The sequence below is a fragment of the Mucilaginibacter gossypii genome (assembly GCF_017569325.2).
In the GTDB taxonomy this organism is placed as follows: domain Bacteria; phylum Bacteroidota; class Bacteroidia; order Sphingobacteriales; family Sphingobacteriaceae; genus Mucilaginibacter; species Mucilaginibacter gossypii.
Genome location: NZ_CP071878.2, coordinates 3,497,183 through 3,515,676, shown reverse-complemented (window position 1 = coordinate 3,515,676; position 18,494 = coordinate 3,497,183). Strand labels below are relative to the sequence as shown.

General features: G+C 41.6%; 18 protein-coding genes. 12 read left to right on the top strand and 6 right to left on the bottom strand.

What is annotated here, in order from left to right; all coding sequences use genetic code 11:
• Both J3L18_RS14655 and J3L18_RS14650 read right to left on the bottom strand, forming a co-directional pair.
• The gene (locus J3L18_RS14655; RefSeq protein ID WP_090523820.1) at window positions 1-738 is read right to left on the bottom strand and encodes a LytR/AlgR family response regulator transcription factor; all 738 of its coding nucleotides are present in this window, start codon (window positions 736-738) and stop codon (window positions 1-3) included.
• Entirely contained in the window at window positions 725-1,705 is a 981-nt protein-coding gene (locus J3L18_RS14650; protein ID WP_208102439.1) for a sensor histidine kinase, read from the bottom strand. Before J3L18_RS14650 ends, J3L18_RS14655 begins: the two co-directional genes overlap by 14 nt.
• A gap of 258 nt (window positions 1,706-1,963) precedes the next feature.
• Here J3L18_RS14650 and J3L18_RS14645 point away from each other — a divergent pair, with 258 nt between their 5' ends.
• From J3L18_RS14645 to J3L18_RS14635, 3 genes are all read left to right on the top strand, one after another.
• Entirely contained in the window at window positions 1,964-2,131 is a 168-nt protein-coding gene (locus J3L18_RS14645) for a hypothetical protein (RefSeq protein ID WP_189549154.1), read from the top strand.
• A gap of 45 nt (window positions 2,132-2,176) precedes the next feature.
• Complete coding sequence (locus J3L18_RS14640; RefSeq protein WP_129568862.1) at window positions 2,177-5,290, top strand: lantibiotic dehydratase; 3,114 nt, start codon at window positions 2,177-2,179, stop codon at window positions 5,288-5,290.
• Between the two features lie 211 nt (window positions 5,291-5,501).
• Window positions 5,502-6,404 (top strand): metallophosphoesterase family protein, encoded by a 903-nt coding sequence (locus J3L18_RS14635; protein WP_129568863.1) that lies wholly within the window; start codon window positions 5,502-5,504, stop codon window positions 6,402-6,404.
• A gap of 62 nt (window positions 6,405-6,466) precedes the next feature.
• Here J3L18_RS14635 and J3L18_RS14630 read toward each other — a convergent pair whose 3' ends face one another.
• Entirely contained in the window at window positions 6,467-9,502 is a 3,036-nt protein-coding gene (locus J3L18_RS14630; RefSeq protein ID WP_129568864.1) for a glycosyltransferase family 117 protein, read from the bottom strand.
• A gap of 197 nt (window positions 9,503-9,699) precedes the next feature.
• On the opposite strand from J3L18_RS14630, the gene J3L18_RS14625 reads away from it, so the two are divergent.
• Window positions 9,700-10,485: a mechanosensitive ion channel family protein gene (locus J3L18_RS14625; RefSeq protein ID WP_129568865.1), complete on the top strand. Its 786-nt coding sequence runs from the start codon at window positions 9,700-9,702 to the stop codon at window positions 10,483-10,485.
• A gap of 11 nt (window positions 10,486-10,496) precedes the next feature.
• On the top strand, window positions 10,497-10,673 hold the full coding sequence (locus J3L18_RS14620; RefSeq protein ID WP_176844378.1) for a hypothetical protein: 177 nt from the start codon (window positions 10,497-10,499) through the stop codon (window positions 10,671-10,673).
• An 80-nt stretch (window positions 10,674-10,753) separates the two neighbouring features.
• On the opposite strand, the gene J3L18_RS14615 is transcribed toward J3L18_RS14620, so the two are convergent.
• The gene (locus J3L18_RS14615; RefSeq protein WP_090523849.1) at window positions 10,754-11,155 is read right to left on the bottom strand and encodes a winged helix-turn-helix transcriptional regulator; all 402 of its coding nucleotides are present in this window, start codon (window positions 11,153-11,155) and stop codon (window positions 10,754-10,756) included.
• A 92-nt stretch (window positions 11,156-11,247) separates the two neighbouring features.
• Between J3L18_RS14615 and J3L18_RS14610 the strand changes: the two genes are divergently transcribed.
• Window positions 11,248-11,604, top strand: a complete 357-nt coding sequence (locus J3L18_RS14610; RefSeq protein ID WP_129568866.1) for a DoxX family protein — start codon at window positions 11,248-11,250, stop codon at window positions 11,602-11,604.
• A gap of 117 nt (window positions 11,605-11,721) precedes the next feature.
• Here the strand turns inward: J3L18_RS14610 and J3L18_RS14605 are convergent, their stop codons facing one another.
• Window positions 11,722-12,597 carry a glycoside hydrolase family 25 protein gene (locus tag J3L18_RS14605; protein ID WP_129568867.1) on the bottom strand — a complete coding sequence of 292 codons (876 nt, stop codon included), beginning with the start codon at window positions 12,595-12,597 and terminating at the stop codon, window positions 11,722-11,724.
• 224 nt (window positions 12,598-12,821) lie between these two features.
• On the opposite strand from J3L18_RS14605, the gene J3L18_RS14600 reads away from it, so the two are divergent.
• The 4 genes from J3L18_RS14600 to J3L18_RS14585 all read left to right on the top strand — a co-directional run bounded on the left by J3L18_RS14600 (window position 12,822) and on the right by J3L18_RS14585 (window position 15,996).
• The gene (locus J3L18_RS14600) at window positions 12,822-13,259 is read left to right on the top strand and encodes a MarR family winged helix-turn-helix transcriptional regulator (RefSeq protein WP_129568868.1); all 438 of its coding nucleotides are present in this window, start codon (window positions 12,822-12,824) and stop codon (window positions 13,257-13,259) included.
• A 27-nt stretch (window positions 13,260-13,286) separates the two neighbouring features.
• A complete protein-coding gene (locus J3L18_RS14595) occupies window positions 13,287-14,546 on the top strand; it encodes an MFS transporter (RefSeq protein WP_129568869.1) in 1,260 nt (419 codons plus the stop codon).
• Between the two features lie 22 nt (window positions 14,547-14,568).
• Entirely contained in the window at window positions 14,569-15,129 is a 561-nt protein-coding gene (locus J3L18_RS14590) for an isochorismatase family protein (RefSeq protein ID WP_208102440.1), read from the top strand.
• A gap of 210 nt (window positions 15,130-15,339) precedes the next feature.
• Window positions 15,340-15,996 (top strand): phosphatase PAP2 family protein, encoded by a 657-nt coding sequence (locus J3L18_RS14585; RefSeq protein ID WP_223266136.1) that lies wholly within the window; start codon window positions 15,340-15,342, stop codon window positions 15,994-15,996.
• A 178-nt stretch (window positions 15,997-16,174) separates the two neighbouring features.
• Here J3L18_RS14585 and J3L18_RS14580 read toward each other — a convergent pair whose 3' ends face one another.
• Window positions 16,175-16,954, bottom strand: coding sequence for a DUF6896 domain-containing protein (locus J3L18_RS14580; protein WP_129568871.1), 780 nt, complete (start codon window positions 16,952-16,954; stop codon window positions 16,175-16,177).
• 223 nt (window positions 16,955-17,177) lie between these two features.
• Here J3L18_RS14580 and J3L18_RS14575 point away from each other — a divergent pair, with 223 nt between their 5' ends.
• A complete protein-coding gene (locus tag J3L18_RS14575; RefSeq protein ID WP_091163275.1) occupies window positions 17,178-17,987 on the top strand; it encodes a patatin-like phospholipase family protein in 810 nt (269 codons plus the stop codon).
• Window positions 17,988-18,038: 51 nt separating this feature from the next.
• Window positions 18,039-18,443, top strand: coding sequence for a VOC family protein (locus J3L18_RS14570; protein ID WP_129568872.1), 405 nt, complete (start codon window positions 18,039-18,041; stop codon window positions 18,441-18,443).
• Window positions 18,444-18,494 lie beyond the last annotated feature (51 nt).

Below are 18,494 nucleotides of genomic sequence, written 5' to 3'. Positions count from 1 at the left end.
TTACTTAAACATCTTGTTATTGAGCAGTGCGAAAAAGCTGTCGCGATAGGTAACCCCTATGGGGATCTTTTCTTTGATCTTATCAAAGATCACCATGTTGCCATCAATAGCTTTAATGCGTTTTAAAGCGATAATGTACGATTTATGGGTCCGAGCGAAATTTTCCTGGGGCAGGGTGTCAACCAAGGTTTTCATGCTCACCAGCGAGATATGCCGTTCATTTTCTGTAAAAACCGAACAGTAATTTTTAAGCCCTTCTATATAAATGATATCCTCAAAGTTGATACGTACAATTTTACCGTGATCCGTTTTCAGGTAAAATGAGTCGGGCTTTGGCTGCAGGTCAATTACCGGCGCTGGCTTATTAGATGAAAGCAGTATTAGCTTATCAAGGGCTTTTTGTGAAGCCTGTAAAAACCTGTCGAAAGCGAAGGGCTTAAGCAGGTAATCGAGCACATTGTTTTCAAATCCCGCCAGCGCAAATTCACTAAAGGCTGATGTTATGATGATCTCCGTGCTTTTAGGCAGCATTTTAATCAGGTCGATACCTGAAAGCTCGGGCATGTTTATATCAAGAAAAATGAGGTCAGTCGCTGATCCTTTTAAATACAATAATGCTTCAATAGGATTGGTAAACGTTTCGGTAAGGTTAATGAAAGGCACCTTTGATATAAAATCGCTTAAAATATCAATGGCATAAGGCTCGTCCTCAACTATAATACAGTTAATTACTTTCATGATACTTTAAAGGCATGGTAAGTTTGCATTCATAGCTGTTGTGCGTTTCATCCACCAATAGTTCATATCCGTCCCGGCCATACTCGTCCGTTAATCTTTCGCGAATATAACTTAATCCTATCCCGTTCGACTGTACTTTGTTAACGCTGTTATTGTTTTTATAATTAAGCGAATGAAAATGCAGCATCCCATCTTCAACAGTAATGCTCAGCACAGCCTCCTTGGTACTTTGATTGAAAATGCCGTGCTTAAACATGTTTTCGATAAGGGTAATTAAAACCAATGATACTACCCTATACGGAATGACACCGCTTTCGATACTTATCTTCATAAAAAAAGCTTTGCTGCGGTCTTCGTGAATTTTTATGAAGTCTTTGATATAGGCAAGCTCACTTTCAAGACTGCTAAACCCGTCCTCATTTTTGGTTAATGCATACCGCATAATGTTTGACAGCGTAATAATTGACTGCCCAACCTCGGGAAGCTTTTTATAGGTTTCCGCGTATAAAAAGCCAAGCGTATTAAATACAAAATGCGGGTTAATTTGTGATTTAATGACGTTTAGTTCGGCTTGAAGGGCCTGTTTTTCTAATTTTTGCTGTTGTTCAAGCATTTGCAGTTTTTCCAGTTTGTGTTGTGCCGCCTCTCGTTCTTTAAGCAATACCTCTTTAGCAAAACCGTAAGCTACGCCCATTGTGCCAAAGTAAACGGAGCGCATAACAAATTGCAGGATGCGCATAGGTGTGGCTGCCGTTTTAAAGGTTCCATTTCCTAAAATAATAATTATAAATGCTTTTAAATAGGCCGAAACAACAACAATACCAATAACTGCAATAATAGTTGCAAGCACTACCGCAATCTTTTTTTTGATGTTTCTATCAAAAAACTTGTATGAATTCCAAATGCTATAAAACACAAATGCATTAACCAGGAACGCAAAAAAAGTATTAAAGAATTCGACGCCCATGCCCGCGAAGTAAACGATTACTTCTTCATAAAGAACATACACAATCCAAAAAAGTAAATGCTGAAATATTGCTTTTAGAGTTCTCTTTTTTAGTGTGAAAGATTCGTTGGTCATTTTTTTGTCACTCTTAAATACGGTTTTGGTCATTCAGAAAAGGGCATTGGTACTAAATTTTTTTTACGCAAACGTCTGTTAGCCACATTTATCCTGTCACAGCTAAATAATCAATAATTAACAATCATTTAAAAATTTAAAATTATGAAAAATCATGACAAAACTTCTTTGCCAAAGATCCAAATTAAACAGATACAGGTTTTAAATAAAGCTTTAACTGCTAATATGATAAAAGGCAATTTTCCTGGGGTGTTTAATCACGCTAATGGTACAACTACTGATACTATGACTTCGGTTCCTACCGGATTTTAAGGTTCTTGGCGTAACCGGTTAGCCGGCTATTAAAAGGCAACTATAATGAAAACAGCAAAGCTTTCCGAGCTATATAAATTTTCATCAAGCCTGATGTTCAGGTTTCCTGCATTTGATTGCGTGGAAACAGTTGATAAAGAAACCATCAGGGCATTCACAAAAGATGAATTGTTTATGCAGGCGCTTTGGCTTACCTCTAAAGACTTGTATGAAGCGGTTTTACATATAGATGATATTACAGATGCGAAAAAACTGGAGAAGCTTGAAATAAGCTTAGCCAAATTTATTAACAGGAGCGCTACCGGCACCAATCCATCAGGGTTATTTGCCGGTTGCGCTCCTGTTACCTGGGGGAATACGACCGATTTACAGCTTGGTAATGCTTACCAGCATGTAAGGCTTAATGTTGCCGCAGCGGTTAATTTGAACGGCCAAATTTTAAACAATCGTGTCATACGGGCATTGTTAAGTTACAAGGTAAATAAAACAATGTATACCTTAAACGGGACCTACCGTAAAATTGACCGTCAAACTGCAAACTGTGGTAAATACAAAGCATCGCCGGTAAAGATATCTGATGATCTGCGGGTGGTTATCGGGTTTTGTGAAAACGCCAGGACATACAATTCGATATGCTTATTTATAACGCAAAAACTTGGCAAAACTCCGGAATGTGCCGCTGCTTTTTTGGATCAATTGATTAAAAACCAGGTTTTGTGGAGTGAGCTTGAACCGTGTATTGAGAGCGGGGAATACCTTGACCAGGCCATTGGCATTTTTACCCGGCTGGCATACCAAAGTGCACAGGCACAAAACTATTTATCAAAACTGAAAACCGTTAAGCAGGTGCTGACCGGCACCGATAATGTAATTACAAAAAATAATAAGGTTGCTATGATTTTGAAAGATTTGCCAGGTGATGCCTCACAGGGGACATTACTGCAGGTTGATTATTTTAGGCAGGCAGATTCGGCTACGCTTGATAAAGCTTATGCTGATAAATTGCTCGATGCCATTGATCTGCTTAACCGGATCACACCCAGGCACCAAAGTAAAAACCTGGAAACGTTTATAAAACGTTTCCGCGACCGCTATCATGAGCGGGAGATTTTGCTAACAGAAGCGCTTGATCCTGAAAAAGGTATCGGCTATGCCATAAACTGTTATACAGAACCATCTGGCTTTGCAGCTGATAAGGAAGATCTGCAATATACCAGTGCTGTGAAGTGGCTTATCGGACAAATTGTTAATAACCCCGGGCAGGAAATTATCCATTTGCAAAAGTCACAGTTTGACAACGTTAAAGCTTACGATGATGAGTTGCCCCCAAGTTTTTCGGTAATGTTCCGAATTTCGGGCCATGATGAGCCCTTGCTGTACCTTGAACATTGCGGATGGCCGGCCGGCACTGCTATGTTTGGCCGTTTGGCCAATGCCGAGCGGAATTTTGGCCAGATCCTTGATGAAATAGCCGAAACGGAAGCCCGTATTTATGAGCCGGCCATAGTTGCCGAAATTGTACACACGCCTGATGACTGCTTAGGGAGCTTTACCTATGCACCATATCGGGATTACCAGTTTCAAACGCCGGTAAGCACCGGTGACCAGGAAGTTAATATAACAGATCTGCTTGTATCTGTTAAAGGAAATAATGTTTTGCTGCGTTCGGCCAAATTAGGCAAACGGATTATCCCCCGCTTAAATACAGCATATAATTACGGTATGACGGCCTTACCTGTGTACCGGTTCCTGGCCGATCTGCAATGCCAGGATTCAAAATACGAGCTTGGGTTTAATCTTGACATATTACCTAAACTTGGGGTAACCAAAACGCCAAGGGTAGTTTATGAAGGCGTAATATTAGCCTTAAAAACCTGGTACATCACCAATGCTGATTTACAGCAGCTGTTAAAAGAACTGGCAGTTGATTACAACGAAGCATGGGCGAAGTTTGTTAAATACTGGGATCTGCCCGAGGCTTTTGTTTTTACAGATATTGATAGTGAATTGGTTGTACATACCAACAGCAGGCTTGAGGTTGCTGCATGGCTTTCGTCATGCAAAAAAAAGGATGAAATTATTTTAAAGGAATACATTGGCGAACGCGATAATATCATGCTTAAAAAGAAGGATGAAAAGCTTACCGGTAACCAGTTTGTCGCTGTTTTAAAACGGGGCGAAAAAGTGGCCGGCAAGTATACCGGTATGGGGCCGCTTAGTACAAATGCAGCTAAACGCCAGTTTTTCCCGGGTGATGAATGGTTGTACGTAAAACTGTATTGTGGTATTGAAACTGCCGAGCATGTGATAGGTAATGAGCTGATACAGCTAAGCAAAAAGCTTTACCATGAAGACTTGATTGATCAATGGTTTTATGTACGTTATGCTGATCCTGAACCTCATATTCGTTTCAGGGTCCACCTTGCTTCTGTATTTGCATTGGGGAGGGTAATTCAAAATATTAACAGTTCCTTTTCGGCCTTAATTAAATCAAAGCAAATCTGGAAGGTGCAGTTTGATACCTACGAGCGCGAATTGGAACGTTACGGAGAAGCATCGATTGAGCTTGTTGAGCAGTTGTTTTTTAATGATAGCCTTGCCATAGCCAGTCTTATATCAAGAGCGGATGTGACTGAAAACTTTGAAGAGCTGAGGTGGCTCTGGGGACTGTTATCAATTGACAGGCTGTTGAATGATTTTGATTTTCAGATCGAACAAAAGAGCGAGCTTATTGAGCTGGTTGTAGCCTCATCATATCCGGACGTTAATTATGATAACCTGCTTTCAAAGCAACTGACTTTTAAATACAGGCATTACCGCAACAAGATTGAGGGCCTTTTTGCCGAAGGTGCCGCGGTTGCAGGCAACGACCTGCTCAGGTACCGGAGTTTAAACAACAGACCGGCAGCTTTATTGCTCGCCGAGCTTATTTCATCCGAAACGGTACCGCAGGATCTGAACCTGCTTGTGATCAGCCTTATTCAAATGAGTATGAACCGCTTATTTAAAACCAGGCAGCAGGCTCACGAGCTGGGCGTGTACGATTTTCTGCTGCTTTATTATAAATCAGTTTTGCAAAACAAAGAAACGGATTACAACAATAAATATATTGGCGGGGTTGTAAATGATTACATGACAGGCAGGCCGTATCTTCAATAAATAATGGTTAAGTACCCTGAAATACTATTTTAACCTTCCCTACACAAATCTATTAAGCCTTCTGCTAACGCGGAAGGCTTTTTGTTTTATATAAATGTTTCGGTCATTATTTTCTTAATAAAAGTTTAACAGAAATTCCAGCGGCCTACCAATATTATAAATGTATTTTTAACCCCAAAATTACCTGAACCCGGGAGGTAGCTTTTATATTATGGAAAGAAGATCAGCATTAAAAAATATAGGCGGCCTGCTTCTGGCACCTTCATTAGCACTTGGCAATACAACACCGGCTGCAAAGCCATCATTGCGAATAGCCCACATTACCGATGTGCACCTTAAGGATAAGTTTGATGCCCCTGCCAGGTTTACCAGGTGCCTCCATCACCTGCAGCAGCAAACGCCAAAGGTTGATATGGTATTAAATGGCGGCGACATTGTTTTTGATATGAACAAGGAAAACATCGGCACCATCAATGATCAATGGAAGCTGGTGCAAAACATCATGAAAAATGAATGCAGTTTGCCCGTTCATTATTGTTTGGGCAACCACGATATCTGGTGGTACGAAGACGACAAGGCCCAGGCCATCTACGGAAAAAAATACGCTTTGGATAAGTTACAGCTTGTAAAGCCCTACTACAGTATGGTTAAGAATGGCTGGAAGGTTATTGTGCTGGATAGTGTGCATTTAGATATTGATAATACCTGGTATATAGGCAAGCTGGGCGATGAACAGCTTAACTGGCTCAGCGATGAGCTGAAAGCTACGGACGCCAGTATGCCGGTAATGGTTATGTCGCACATACCGATATTGACGGCTTTACTGATGATAGAGGATGATATTGTAAACAAGTGGACAATGCTTGGCGGCGATATGCATACCGATACGGCTAAGATCATTAACCTGTTTTACCAGCACCCCAACGTAAAGTTATGTGTGAGCGGTCACCTGCACATGCGCGATAAGGTGGTTTATAACAATGTTACTTACCTATGTAACGGCGCCGTTTCCGGTGCCTGGTGGGAGGGGAACCGCCGGGAAACAGCCCCAGGCTATGGTTTGATAGACCTGTATGCCGATGGTACTTTTGAAGAAAAGTATGTGAATTATTAAAATATAAAAAAGGGGCAGGCTAAATCAAATAGCCTGCGCCATAGCATATATATGTTGGTTGTTTAGAGCTGGAGAATACTTTTAAACTTTTCGGCATAGTCATTAAGCTGTGTAATTATTTGACCGCATAGTTCTTTTTGGTTGCCGTTTTGAGTAATGGCTGCCATATTATTGAGAAGTTGCATACTGATCTGCACATCGCGCGGACTTAACCGGCCTGTATCTTTTTGCAACTGATGGTAGTTATAATCAAGCTGATCGGTTAGGTAGCTGTTAACACTTTTGATCAATTTATTACCCAGCTTGGAATAGTCCAACTTATACGAGGTATCGGCCATTGTTATTTTGCCTTGTGCCGTCATAAAGTTAGGGTTGATATCAGGCATCACCTCTTCATATTTGTGCAGGGTATTAAGTGCCAGGTTACGATGGCCTTCTTTCAGTAATGTCGCCGACAGATCAGAAAAAGCAGACACCATTTGCGGAAAAAACATGGTTGTCGATTGCTGATCAAGGTATTTGGCTGTTTTGAAATTGCCGAACTTAAACTTATCCATCATGTTGCTGTACATCACCAGGCTGTTGATCTTTGAAAGCTGATCTCTTAACGATGAATCAGTTTTGAAAGGCAATAGGCGATAGGTAAAACCTTCCTGGTACAAATATGGCTGTAAGCCAACCATGCTTGTTTGCCCAATAGATGTAGTGAAACAAATTGGCCGTTTCCAGTCGTTATGGGCAAGTATATCTATCATGGCAAGGTTTTCTTTGGCGATATAATTGGGAGGGAATTTCCATTTCATGGTATCCGTAAGTAAGCCTTTTTGCTCGGGCGTGATCACCTTATTTTTCATTACATCATCAGCATTAACTGCCAGCTTGAAGTTTTTGGTAGGCAAATAATTTTCGGTTGTGCCGTTGGTGTACTCAACGTGAGTACGTTTATCATCCGAAGTGATAAAGTCAAATATCTCTTTTACATCAACATAGCCCGGTATTTTAGCATCATTATACCTGATCACATCACGGGTACCCAGTTTGTATTTATCAAAGCTCATGGTGATAGGCAGTGCATCAGCCTGGTTTATTTTACGCTGCATTTGCCTTACCGACCAATCGGCGCTTAACAGGCTCAGGTTTACGATGCGTACATCGGGCCGAATGTTTTCTACCTCCTGGTCATACCATAGCGAGTAGGTGTCGTTATCACCCAGGTCAAATAAAATAGCATTTTTAGGGCAGGACATGAGGTAATTGTAAGCCATGTCACGCGCCGCCATTTTGGTTGAGCGGTCGTGGTTTTTCCATTCTTTACTTGCCAGCAAAACAGGGCCAGCAATTGTACAAATAATAAAAGCGCCAACAGTGGCAAACCTCGGGCTGATCTTTTTGGGCACCATGTCAATCAGCGCTATCAATCCTAAACCAATCCAAATGGCAAAGGCATAAAATGAGCCCACGTACGAGTAATCGCGTTCACGGGGCTGTACAGATGGCTGGTTAACATATAATACTATAGCCAACCCGGTGAAAAAGAATAGCAACGTTATTACCAGCGCGTCTTTCTTTCGCTTTTTGAAATGGTAGAGCATGCCTAACAAACCAGCCACTAAAGGCAGTGCATAAAGCGGCGTATAGGTAACATTATTCAACACAAACTTAGGCGTATTGGAGGCGTTGTTGAACAAGCCTGATGTCCAGTTGCCACCAATACCGTTCATATTGGTTTGACCTTCCATATCGTCATCGTTATAGCGGCCAACAAAATTCCACATAAAATAACGCCAGTACATCTGGTACATTTGCCAGCTGAACATCCATCTTAAATTATCCGAAAAGGTAGGCGTAGCGTTATCGCTCAACTGCAGCCAGTCGCGGTAAAACTGGGCATCCTGGGCGTAGGTGGTATTCTCCTCTGTCGACCACATGCGGGGCAGAATGCTGGTGTGGTCATAAACATAATTGGGCTTATTATAGGCTACCTCGTATTTCGTCTTTCCTTTGCGGTAAAGCGGTGTACCATCGGTAACATCCGTTATTTTGGCATCGAAGTAAGGGCCCTTAAGCAATGGTGTTTCACCGTATTGGGTACGGTTAAGGTATTCATACATCGTAAAGGCATCGCTGGGGTGGGAGTTGTTAAGATTGGTACCTGCCGATGCCCTGATAGGGATGTAAACAAAAGAGCTGTAACCAAAATAAACAAACACAATGCAAAGCAGGCTTATATTTAAAAGATGTTTCTGCTTGCGGATGCTGTACCGGATCCCGGCGATAAGCAAGCCGATGATCAGCAAGAAAAAGAACAAAACGCCGCTGCCAAAACCAAGTCCAAGACTGTTTACAAAAAACAGATCGAACCGGGCGGCGAGGCCAATGGTATACCCCCTGATGCCAAACTGAACAAAGGCCAGGATCAGGATGCTTATAGCGAATGCCAAAAGCCCGCTTTTAACACTGATGTTTTTATGCCTGCGGAAATAATAAACCATTACCAAAGCAGGTATGGTTAATAAATTAAGCAGGTGAATGCCGATAGAAAGGCCGATTACATAAGCTATAAAAACCAGCCACCTGTCGGCACGTGGTTCATCGGCAACGGCATCCCACTTTAAAATAGCCCAAAATACTACTGCAGTACATAATGACGACCATGCAAAAACAATGGTTTCAACTGCCGAAAACCAAAAGGTGTCGGTAAAGGTAAATGCAAGGGCGCCGGTTAGCCCGGCACCCATTATTTGTAAGGTTTGGGTTGTATTAACAGGAATATTTTTTATAGCAAGGAGTTTTTTGGCAAGGGCGGTTATGCTCCAGAATAAAAACATAATGGTAGCCCCGCTGGCCAATGCCGAACCCAGGTTGGTAAAGTAGGCAACTTTTGTCCTGTCGCCCATCGAAAGCAGTGAGAAGGCCTTACCTATCATGGCAAAAAGAGGGTAGCCCGGTTGGTGCGATACCTGTAGTTTGTAGGCGCAGGAAATAAATTCGCCGCAGTCCCAAAAACTTACAGAGGGTTCTAAAGTAAGGATGTAAGTTAAGGATGCAAGGGTAAAACAAAGCCAGCCCAAAAGGTTATTGATCTTGTTGTAGCTCATGATAAAGTGTAAAAGTTTTTTTCAAATAGTTAATACCAAATTAGGGCTTAAAATTGGTAACGTATTGAAATTTAACACTTTTAACATTTGTTAACACTTGGGGGGCTGAAGTGTTAAATGGTTGTTAAAACAAACCCTTCCCCCAAATATGCGTTAAGCATAGGTGGTTTTTATGCGGAAGCTAAACGATTTGTTTTATGAAGATTGAAAAGTTTTATGACCAGGTTTATATATGGGTGATTCGCTATGCACCCAGTTTTTTAATAGGATTGGTAGTTTTGTTTATAGGCCTTTGGCTGATTAATATGTTGTTGAAATGGTGGCAGGGCCATATGCAAAAAAAGGAAATAGATCCTACTATTAAACCCTTTTTGCAGAGCCTTGTAGGCGTTGTATTGCGTGTGTTGCTCATTTTAGGAGTTGTACAGATCATGGGTGTGCCCATTACTTTGTTCACTGCACTTGTTGGTGCTTTTGGTGTAGCAGCCGGTTTAGCGCTTTCAGGTACTTTGCAAAATTTTGCAAGCGGTGTGTTGATACTGCTGCTCAAGCCCTTTGTTGTGGGCGATAATATCATAGCTCAAGGCCTTGAAGGAACGGTTATCGCTATCCAGATCTTTTATACCATTGTTAAAACCTTTGATAACCGAATAGTTATTATGCCTAACAGTAAACTCTCAAACGAGGTGATCATCAACATCAGCAGGGAAGGCACCCGCAGGCTTGATATCGAGCTGAAGTTTACCAATAATATTGATTTTAATGAGGTGAAGTCTGTCATTAACTCTTCTATCGATAAATCAAAAAATATATTGGAAACTCCGGACAGGAGGATAGGTATTGCCAGTTTAGATCCTGATGGTTATCGTGTAGGAGTTAATGTTTGGGTTCATGCGCATGGTTTCCAGGATACCAAGCTGGCCGTACAGGAAAATATTTTGCAGGATTTGAAAGCTTCCGGGGTTAAAACACCAGGTTTATAAAATATTTACGCATGGATAATTTAGAAAATAAGATCACGGTGATTGTTGAAACGCCTAAAGGCTGCGGCCATAAGCATGATTATGATGCCATCACCATTCAGTTCAGGCTTAAAAAACTACTGCCGGCCAGTATGGTTTTTACATCAAGCAGGGATAGCGCTCATCGCCCCGAGAAGAAAAAAGCGTAATGTTATCATTTATAAAAGCGCCTTTGCTTACCAGGCAAAGGTGCTTTGCGCTTCTAAATTCTGAAGAGCTATTTACTACATTATAATGAAACTGCCATTGTTTTTTTGGCATCGGCTTCAGCCCGGCTCATTTGTTTAATATGCTCACGATGGTTCATGCCCCATTCGCGTAATTCCGAAACAACCTTACCAAGCGTATCGGCATATTCGGTACGTTCATAAATTACAGTTACCGGTGTGGTATCATAAACAGTCCGTTTAACAAAGCCATTTAGTTCAAGCTCCCTTAACTCTTTCGAAAGTATTTTAGGCGTGATGCTTTCCAGGTCGCGCTGAAGTTCCTTAAACCGTTTAGGGCCGGTCATTAGGCTTACCAGCATTGGCAGCTTCCATTTGCCGTTTACTACATAAAGCGTATCGCGTACTGCTGTTACAGAAGCTTTGCAGGTCTCTTTATTGTGAATGATTTGTTCGTTGTTCATACTCGCTATCCTTAACGATACCGGTATCCTTTAGGATAGTAGTATCTTTTTAATAGCAAAGGTAGCTAAGTTTGCGGTAAATAATTCATTAGATGAAAGCAACTAAAATTTTTTACTGGATCCTGAGCGCTATTGTAGCATTGATGATGGCTTTTTCATGCTATTCATACTTAACGAAGCCCGAAATGGCTGCAGCCTTTCATCATTTAGGCTTCCCTGATTATTTTAGAGTTGAACTGGCAATAGCCAAGCTTATCGGTGCAATATTACTATTGGTACCAGTGCCTGCCAGGTTAAAAGAATGGACTTATGCGGGATTTACTTTTGTATTTGTTTCTGCGTTTATAGCACATACCGCATCCGGCGATCCGGTAGCAAACCGTGTGATGCCGTTGGTGTTTCTGGCGATTTTGGGAGGATCGTATTTTTTTTACTATAAAAAGCAATAATAATGTCTATAATAAAATAAGCACCCAAAGACGCAGAGCCGCTAAGAAAAAGCTTTGCGTCTTAGCGGGCTTTGCGTGAAAATGAACTTTCAACAATTTTTTGCGGGTTTAACACACTTACGGCACCAGCAATTTCTCAAACTCCGTGCTATCGCCCTTAAACACATTAAAATCCACAACATGGTTAATGCCGTTAACATGGGCCTTATCTGAGTGCTGCCAGAATTTCCAGTTAGTTTTATTAGATACAAGCAGCTTGGGCTGGTAATAATGGGCAATCCAAAGGGTATAACCATCAAAATAGCCTTCCAGGTAATCCTGGTAAAATTTAAGGTTAGTATAGATGATGGGCTTAATCCCTGTACGGTTTTCAATGGTTTTGATAAAACTCTCCAGCTGTTCGCGCATCTTTTCAGGACTGGTACGATACAACCTTTCTATATCCAACACCATGGGCAGGTCGCCTTTTTCGGTTTTTACCGTTTGAAGGAAAAACTTAGCTTGCCATACGCCACTTTTTTGCGGAAGGAAAAAATGATAAGCGCCGCACATGATGCCTGCCTTTGGCGCTTCTCGCCAATTACGCTGAAAATATGGGTCAACACTTAATACACCCTCGGTAGCCTTGATAAATGCGAAGCTGATATGGACATCACCCTCGCGCATGGCTTTTACCTGTTTCCAGTTTATACGGCCCTGGTATGAGGACACATCAATGCCATATACGGTATAGCCATCGGGGATATGAATGGCAAAATCCTTGTATTTACGATAATGCGTATCCTCTCCTGCATCCATGATCCATCGCCAGGTAGCGCTGCCAAATTTTAAAATATAGCCATAATAAAAAGGCGAAAACAGGATGAGCAGCAAAGCGCCTACAGCCACTATCCACTGTGTGGAGAAATTGGCCTGCTGTTTTGCTTTAACTACCGGCTTTTTACGGGCAGGAGCTTTCTTTCTTACAGGTGTTTTCTTTTCAGGAGCAGGCACGGGGTAAAATTACGAAAACGAACCGTTGATTAGGGATGATTACGTTGATTGCGCTGATTTTTTTGATGATCAAAGCGGTCTTCGAATCTAATTGTGTTAAGTAAGCTAATCAAAATCAACACAATCAGCGAAATAAAAAAAATCAACGGTCAGGTTTGACATTGTGCTGATAAAACAATCTCTATATTTGTAAGGTAAACTTATAAGTTTAACTAATTAATTATATGAGCGACGAAAAAGAGATTCAACTGGCTTCGGAATTGAGGTTTATTATAGGTAGGCTTAGTAAAAAGATCAGGAAGACTTCGACTACTGCCGAAAAACTTTCGCTTACCGAGCGGTCGACCATGGCGCTGATCTTTCAGCATGAAGAAATTCTGCCCAATGAGTTGGCAGCTATGGAGAAGATCACCACACAATCCATGTCGCAGATCCTGAGTAACCTGCTCAACCTTGGGTTGATCAAAAGGCGTATCTCCGAGCTGGATAAGCGTAAGGTGATCATTTCACTATCGGAAGCTGGGATCAGCCTCATCCACAAATCCAGGAGTGAAAAAGACGAGTGGCTTAACCGTGCGCTTGAAACTACCTGTACTGCCGAAGAGCAGGCAGTTTTAAAGAAAGCCCTGGCACCCCTGGCCAAACTTGTTGACTTTGATTAATTAATGAAAACTGACAGAAAGAGATAGATGAGTAAGATAAGTACATTCAACGCTTTTAAAAGCCGCAACTATCGCCTGTATTTTGCCGGGCAGTCAGTTTCGTTACTGGGCACCTGGATGCAGAAAACCGCTGTTAGTTGGGTGATCTATTCGCAAACGCATTCCAAGTTTATGTTGGGCTTAACTCTGTTTGCAAGTTTGTTCCCTTCATTCCTGTTCTCGTTTTTGGGTGGTGTGGTTTCTGACAGGTATAACCGTTTTAAAGTACTGCTATTTACACAGGTGGCTTCAATGGTACAGGCTGTTTTACTCACTGCGCTGGTGTTTTTCGGATATTATTCGGTTTGGGCCATCATGGCATTGACTGCTGTTTTAGGGCTGATTAACGCATTTGATGTTCCGGCAAGGCAATCGTTAGTATACGAAATGGTTGATGATAAATCCGACCTGCCTAATGCGCTTGCCCTTAACTCTTCCATGGTGAACCTGTCGCGGTTAATAGGGCCGGGGATAGCAGGCCTGATTATTGAAAAATTCGGCGATTCGGTTTGCTTTGGGGCTAATGCATTAAGCTTTATTGCGGTAATTGGCTCATTGCTGCTGATGCGTTTGCCCGAATTTACTCCCAAGCCCCACGGCAAAAACGTGCTCGCCGATCTGAAAGACGGCTTTGAATACATTCAGCAAACGCCCACTATAAAGTTTATGTTACTGATGCTTGCTTCAATAAGCCTGCTTGTACTGCCTTTTAGTACGCTGATACCGGTTTATGCTAAGGATATATTTAAGGGAACGGCGTCAACATTTGGGGTTATAGATAGTGTGATAGGGCTTGGTGCTTTTGGCGGCGGCATTTTGCTGGCCTCATTAAGTGCCGGTACCGATCTTAAAAAGATCCTTGCAGTTAATACAGTAATATTTGCGGTGGGGCTGATCGCATTTTCACATATGCACAACTATCCCGTGGCGCTGTTTTTTTCGGCTATTATCGGTTTCGGTATGATGTCGCAGGTTACCATCGGTAATACCATTATCCAAACTACTGCTACTCCCGAAATGCGAGGCCGGGTAATCAGTTATTACGCCATGTCTTTTTTTGGGATGCAGCCGCTTGGCGGTTTGCTCATTGGCGCAGTTTCGCAAAAAATAGGCGTACCCGATACTGTTATGGCCGAAGGAATGGTAGCACTGCTGTTGGGTGTTTTACATTTTGCTTTTTTACGGCGCAGCAGGCTTAAAAAGAAAGCGATGGCTGCCGTGCAGCAATCTACCGAAGCAATTTCTTAACCATTAAAACAATCAAATTATCATGATAACTGCACTTGATCAAAACACGGCACTCGTACTGATAGACTTACAAAAATATATTGTACAGCTTTCATGCGCGCACCCCATGGCCGGCATCCTTGAAAAATCGGCAGCGCTTGTCGAAGCCTTTCGTAAAGCAGGTAAACCCATTGTTATTGTTCATGTAGAACCTATAGGTGCGGCTTTTAAAACAAGGCGTGATAACAATAGAAACAGCATGATCGAACTCCCTGCCGATTGGAACGAAATAGCTCCTGAAATTAAAACCGAGCCAACAGATATTTTTATCACCAAAAAAACCTGGGGCGCTTTTTATAATACGGGGCTGCATCAAGAACTGCAAAAAAGAGGCGTTACACAAATTGTACTGGCCGGAGTAGCCACCAGCATAGGTGTTGAAGCTACAGCCCGCTCGGCCAACGAATATGCCTACAATATAGCCTTTGCCAGTGATGCCATGACCGATATGTTTGCCGAAGCGCATGCCCACAGCTTCAAATACATTTTCCCGAGGATAGGGGAGGTGGGTACTACTGCCGAGATTATTGAGAAGTTGGGATAGATAAGGGTAAGTGTATAATAGGACGCACCTTTGCTTTGTATCTACCCTTAGTAGGTTGAAGAACCCAGACTTACGAAGCTTCAAAAATTTCGTAAGTCTTATTCTTCTGGTCATCCATTCTTTGTGGTTCTGTTTCGGCGAACAAACAATCTGCGTGCAATAGGCATTTATAGTTAAATTAGCAGTGTGGATATTGCTACTAAACCGCCTATGAAAAAGATCTCCCCGCTTAAATTCCTGGTAGTTTTAATTCATTTGCAGGGCTTATTTATTTGCTTCACAAACAACGCTTTTGCCCAGGCGGATTCGGCGAAAGTCACCGTAAATAGTCCTGCATTTATCTCACCTGCTGTTCAGCGTTGGGACGACCGTGTCATGATCGATCTGCAAAATCAACGCACACATGGCCAAACAGGTTTTTTCATGTTCCTGAGCAAAAATGTTTTGTATGGCGATATCGGAATCCCGGCGGGCTTACTGGTAGGAGGTATTGCAAGCAATAACAAAGAAATGCGCCAAAACGCAGGTTATGTGGCAAGCAGTACGGCCATATCATACGGCTTTATGTTGTTGATAAAACATTTGGTGAAGCGACCGCGGCCATTTATTCAAAATATCAATATTACACCTGTTTACAGGGCAGGTGGTACCTCATTCCCGTCGGGGCATACTTCATCAAGCTTTGCCACAGCTACAGCTTTATCGGCTGCCTATCCTAAGTGGTACGTCATTGCGCCATCTTTCTTTTGGGCGGGGGCCACAAGTTATTCAAGAATGTATTTAGGTGTTCACTATCCTACCGATGTGGCTGCCGGGTTAACATTAGGTGTCGGCAGTGCCGCGGCTATGTCATTTTTGAAGAAGTAGAGGTAATTTATGTCTGAAAAATTTTTAATTATGATTTAACTGGTATCTTTAGTTATCAAATTGCCGGATATATGATTGCTATACTTGATTTTTTGTTTGGATTATTACTCACCGACTGGAGGCGTATCCGCAGGCTTAAATGGAACCGGAAAGATTAGATGGAAGTTTTTCATTCTGATTATTTTAATCCAAAAAAACGCAATACGTTGAATTTCTTTTTGGTATCAATCAAGGCATCTTCCTGATAAACTTCAATGTGAATTTTTTTTCTGTCATTGACAACTACACCCGTATGGTTTTCAATATTGGAAGTTATGCGTTCGAACTTATTAAGAGCAAGCATCCTTTCAATTATCCTTACACCATCTGCGTACTCGTCATAAATGTCTATAGGTAAGGGAAAGTAGTTTTGAGTTGATTTAATGAACCTTGTGAAAAAATAAGGATCTAAATCGCCAAATTCCAATCCAAACACAAGCGGGACTTCTATTATTTGGCCGGACCTTTTGTGCTCGAAGCCACAATGAAAACCATGTAAAAAATAACGCCATTCTTTAATTATTCCACTTTGTTTTTTATTAGCAAAAAACGGGCTAAATGAACTAAGCGGGAACTGTGGATTGATCTCAATACCTAATTTTGAAGCTAACTTATTGATCAATAATTCAGATAAGGCGCGGTAATCTTTTGCGCATTGTTCGAAAAATAGCTGATTGTCGTCGATTTCTTTATCCGTTAGCAGTTTTGCAATATTTATTTCAGGCTGAGTTGCATGTATGTAAACTTGAAATCCCTTAAGATCATTTTTTAGTTTTTTGCCAATTTCTTCTCTTTGGTATTGCAAAGTTTGTTCAAAAATCAACCTTAGTCTTTTTTCACGAGGTATTTTGCTTATTACCTCTAAAGAAGGAATCTGTTTGACTGAACCTATTATTAGCGTTTGGGTTATCCTATCCACTGTTATTATAAATGAACTGCAGTAACATTTAATTATCTGCACTTATAGGTAGCTAAAATAAGTTATTTGTTCGATGCACGTCGCACACTTAAATAACCTCATAGTGTTAGTAATGCAGATATAATTTGAAGGGAAATTTCTCCTTATTTGAATAAAGTGATATCTTGACCTCAATCATTCTCATAGCTTGCCATAAACAACGGCGAATGATAAACTATAAAAAATGAATACAAATATTGATCAAAACGGCTCAAGAAAGATAGGATTAGTGTTGTCTGGCGGGGGGGTAAGAGGGGTGGCCCATTTGGGGGTGATGCAGGCCCTAACCGATTATGGTATCAAATTCTCGCATATCTCGGGCACAAGTGCAGGCGCAATAGCTGCGGCTTTTTTTGCAGAGGGATATACCCCAAAAGAAATTTTACGCGTCATCAAAGACAACAGCCTGCTTAAATTGCTGCGCCCGGCATTTGGCAGCAACGGTTTGATCTCAATAACACATGCCAGGGTATTGATTAATAAATATATTCCGCATAATTCCTTTCAAAGCCTCAAAACACGTGTTACCATTCCGGCGGTTGACCTGGGCGAAGCAAAGCTGGTTTACTTTACCGAGGGCGAACTGGATATCGCAATTTTGGCTTCCTGCTGTTTGCCCGGTATTTTTAAGCCCATTATGATTAATAATCATATGTATGTTGATGGCGGGATCCTCAATAATTTCCCGGTTGAGCCCTTGGTAGGCAATTGCGACCTGATTATTGGCTCATGCTGCAACCATTTGCCGGTAGTTACAACTATCAAATCATTTGGGAACCTGGTTGACAGGGCTGCTATGATAGGAATTAACGCGAACCTTAGCTCACATAAAATGCTGTGCGATATAGTTATTGAACCGCATGGTTTGGGAGGGTATGGTATTTTTGATACCGACGCGGCCGAGGAAATTTATATGATAGGCTACGAGGAAGGCTTAAAAACCATCCGTGCTAACGAAAAATTAAAGGAGATCACCCTTTCACAAAAAAGGTAAAACTGCTTTGGAAATGGTATTACAATGTGACGTAAAAATTAAGATATAACTATGAAAAAAGTAACTGGCCTTGGAGGTGTATTTTTTAAATGCGACGATCCGAAAGGTATGAACGAATGGTATGTCAAAAACCTTGGGCTGCCTTCCGGCGAATACGGGACAACGTTTGAGTGGCGGCATGCAGATGATCCGTCAAAAATAGGGTCCACCTCATGGTGTACGTTCCCGCAGGATACCAAATATTTTAATCCGTCGGCCAAGCCGTTTATGATTAATTACCGGGTAGAAAATCTTGTTGCACTGGTAGACGAATTAAAAAAAGATGGGGTAACCATTATTGACGAGATTGCCGAGTATGACTATGGCAAGTTTGTTCACATTCTCGATCCGGAAGGGAACATTATTGAGCTTTGGGAGCCAGGCGATGAATCGGAGCCGGATAATGCTGCAGAGTGATTTTAGTCTTAAGTCGAAAGTCTTAAGTTCTAAGTCGGTAGGAAAACCCTG

Excerpts from the sequence above, each read along its gene's own strand:
- J3L18_RS14600 (WP_129568868.1), top strand. The coding sequence starts at position 12,822 with ATGAGCGACGAAAAAGAGATTCAACTGGCTTCGGAATTGAGGTTTATT.
- J3L18_RS14640 (WP_129568862.1), top strand. The coding sequence starts at position 2,177 with ATGAAAACAGCAAAGCTTTCCGAGCTATATAAATTTTCATCAAGCCTG.
- J3L18_RS14620 (WP_176844378.1), top strand. The coding sequence starts at position 10,497 with ATGGATAATTTAGAAAATAAGATCACGGTGATTGTTGAAACGCCTAAA.
- J3L18_RS14610 (WP_129568866.1), top strand. The coding sequence starts at position 11,248 with ATGAAAGCAACTAAAATTTTTTACTGGATCCTGAGCGCTATTGTAGCA.
- J3L18_RS14645 (WP_189549154.1), top strand. The coding sequence starts at position 1,964 with ATGAAAAATCATGACAAAACTTCTTTGCCAAAGATCCAAATTAAACAG.
- J3L18_RS14635 (WP_129568863.1), top strand. The coding sequence starts at position 5,502 with ATGGAAAGAAGATCAGCATTAAAAAATATAGGCGGCCTGCTTCTGGCA.
- J3L18_RS14615 (WP_090523849.1), bottom strand. The coding sequence starts at position 11,155 with ATGAACAACGAACAAATCATTCACAATAAAGAGACCTGCAAAGCTTCT.
- J3L18_RS14585 (WP_223266136.1), top strand. The coding sequence starts at position 15,340 with ATGAAAAAGATCTCCCCGCTTAAATTCCTGGTAGTTTTAATTCATTTG.
- J3L18_RS14630 (WP_129568864.1), bottom strand. The coding sequence starts at position 9,502 with ATGAGCTACAACAAGATCAATAACCTTTTGGGCTGGCTTTGTTTTACC.
- J3L18_RS14570 (WP_129568872.1), top strand. The coding sequence starts at position 18,039 with ATGAAAAAAGTAACTGGCCTTGGAGGTGTATTTTTTAAATGCGACGAT.
- J3L18_RS14625 (WP_129568865.1), top strand. The coding sequence starts at position 9,700 with ATGAAGATTGAAAAGTTTTATGACCAGGTTTATATATGGGTGATTCGC.
- J3L18_RS14575 (WP_091163275.1), top strand. The coding sequence starts at position 17,178 with ATGAATACAAATATTGATCAAAACGGCTCAAGAAAGATAGGATTAGTG.
- J3L18_RS14595 (WP_129568869.1), top strand. The coding sequence starts at position 13,287 with ATGAGTAAGATAAGTACATTCAACGCTTTTAAAAGCCGCAACTATCGC.
- J3L18_RS14590 (WP_208102440.1), top strand. The coding sequence starts at position 14,569 with ATGATAACTGCACTTGATCAAAACACGGCACTCGTACTGATAGACTTA.
- J3L18_RS14650 (WP_208102439.1), bottom strand. The coding sequence starts at position 1,705 with ATGGGCGTCGAATTCTTTAATACTTTTTTTGCGTTCCTGGTTAATGCA.
- J3L18_RS14655 (WP_090523820.1), bottom strand. The coding sequence starts at position 738 with ATGAAAGTAATTAACTGTATTATAGTTGAGGACGAGCCTTATGCCATT.